Origin of the sequence: Polaribacter sp., assembly GCF_965656025.1 — a bacterium.
Classification (GTDB): domain Bacteria; phylum Bacteroidota; class Bacteroidia; order Flavobacteriales; family Flavobacteriaceae; genus Polaribacter.
Genome location: NZ_CBFHJT010000019.1, coordinates 41,857 through 44,126 on the forward strand (window position 1 = coordinate 41,857; position 2,270 = coordinate 44,126).

At 33.8% G+C, this 2,270-nt stretch carries 2 protein-coding genes and 1 pseudogene; 1 reads left to right on the plus strand and 2 read right to left on the minus strand.

The features are described from left to right. Positions 1–587, plus strand: a 587-nt coding sequence (locus ACTG3S_RS05485; protein ID WP_439128361.1) for an aldehyde dehydrogenase family protein, incomplete at its 5' end; no start/stop codon positions are given. A gap of 171 nt (positions 588–758) precedes the next feature. On the opposite strand, the gene atpG is transcribed toward ACTG3S_RS05485, so the two are convergent. Both atpG and ACTG3S_RS05495 read right to left on the minus strand, forming a co-directional pair. Continuing rightward, entirely contained in the window at positions 759–1,625 is an 867-nt protein-coding gene (atpG, locus tag ACTG3S_RS05490) for an ATP synthase F1 subunit gamma (protein ID WP_439128362.1), read from the minus strand. A 74-nt stretch (positions 1,626–1,699) separates the two neighbouring features. Continuing rightward, positions 1,700–2,270, minus strand: a pseudogene (locus ACTG3S_RS05495) (F0F1 ATP synthase subunit alpha); the annotation flags it as partial.

The following is a 2,270-nucleotide window of genomic DNA, read 5'->3' on the forward strand; positions in this document are numbered from 1 at the left end:
TTGTAGGTGCTTACCAACAAATTAAAATTGGGAATCCTTTGGATGAAAACAATCATGTTGGACCTTTAATTGATAAAGATGCCGTAAATACCTATTTAAACGCTATTGAGAAAGCAAAAGCTGAAGGTGGAAAAGTATTGGTAGAAGGTGGTATTTTAGAAGGCGGAAATTATGAAAGTGGATGCTATGTAAAACCAGCAATAATAGAAGCAGAAAACAATTTTGAAATTGTACAGCATGAAACGTTTGCGCCTATTTTATATTTGATGAAATATGCTGGGGATGTTGAAAATGCCATTGCAAAACAAAATGGAGTTGCTCAAGGATTATCTTCTGCAATTATGACCAATGAAATGAAAGAGGCTGAGAAATTCTTGTCTTATGCAGGTTCAGATTGTGGAATTGCCAACGTAAATATTGGAACTTCTGGTGCAGAAATTGGTGGTGCTTTTGGAGGTGAGAAAGAAACTGGTGGTGGACGTGAATCTGGCTCTGACGCCTGGAAAGTCTATATGCGTAGACAAACCAATACCGTAAATTATTCTGATGAATTGCCTTTGGCTCAAGGAATTAAATTTGATTTATAAACTAAAGCTAGGGAGCATGCTCCCTAGCTTTAGTTTATAAAAAAAAGACTGGCTTAAAAACCAGTCTTTTTTTATATTATGAGATTCCTGACTACGCAGGAATGACAGAGTTGTCATTTAATTTTTCAAAGCCTCAGCTCTCTTAATAATTTGACTTCGCTCACGCTTCGTCTAATTATTCAGTGCTTCTGCTCCACCAACAATTTCTAAAATTTCATTAGTAATTGCAGCTTGACGTGCTTTGTTATACGTTAATAATAATTCGTCTCTTAATTCTGTTGCATTGTCTGTTGCTTTATGCATTGCAGTCATACGTGCACCATGCTCTGAAGCAAAACTATCTCTTAACGCTTTGTATAATTGTGTTTTTAAAGATTTTGGAATTAATGCTTCTACAATTTCTTCTTTTGATGGCTCAAAAATATAGTCAGAATTTACAGCACTTGCATCACCACCTTCAATTGGTTTAATTGGCAAAAATTGCTCTACTTGAGGTATTTGTGTAGCTGCATTTTTAAATTGATTATAAATAATTTCAATTTTATCATAAGTGCCTTCCACAAACATTCCCATTAACTTTTCTGCTACAGCTGCAACATTATCAAAAGTTAACTCGTCATATAAATCGTTTCTTGTTGCTATAATGTTGTGTCCTTTAGATAAAACATCTGCACCTTTTTTACCGATAGCAAATAAATCTACAGAAGTATTTGCATATTTTTCTTTAATAGTTTTTACAACCTCTTTTGTAATAGAAGAGTTAAAACCACCACACAAACCTCTGTTAGAAGTAACAACTACTAATAATACTTTAGAAACCTCTCTTTGCTCAGAATATGCCCCACCTGTATCTCCATCTAAAGTTGCACTTAAATTTTGCAACAATTCTGTTAATTTAGATGAATAAGGCCTCATTGCTACAATTGCATCTTGTGCTTTTTTTAATTTAGCAGCAGATACCATTTTCATCGCAGAGGTAATCTGCATGGTAGATTTAATAGAGGTAATTCTATTACGTATTTCTTTTAAGTTTGCCATTTTCTAGTCTTTAGTTATTAGTTTTTAGTTGTTAGTGCTTACATTAATGTTTGCGACTAAAAGCTAACGTCTAATTAAACAAAATGCTTAGTTATTTCTGCAGCAGCTGCCTCTAAAGTTGCAGTAGCTTCGTCTGTTAATTTACCAGATTTTAAAACGTCTAATGTATCTCTATGTTTTGTGTTTAAGTAATCGATATATTCTTTTTCAAACTTTTTAACTTTATCAACAGGTACATCTTTTAACAAGTTTTTAGAACCTGCATAGATAATTGCAACTTGGTCTTCTACTGCAAAAGGATCATTTTGTGCTTGCTTCAAGATTTCAACATTACGTTGCCCTTTAGAAATTACACTCATGGTTGCAGCATCTAAATCTGAACCAAACTTCGCAAACGCTTCTAATTCACGGAACTGAGCTTGGTCTAATTTTAAAGTACCAGATACTTTTTTCATTGATTTTATCTGAGCATTACCACCCACACGCGATACAGAAATACCTACGTTAATTGCTGGACGAACACCAGAGTTAAATAAATCTCCATCTAAGAAAATTTGACCATCTGTAATCGAAATTACGTTTGTTGGTATATATGCTGATACGTCTCCTGCTTGTGTTTCAATAATTGGTAATGCAGTTAACGAA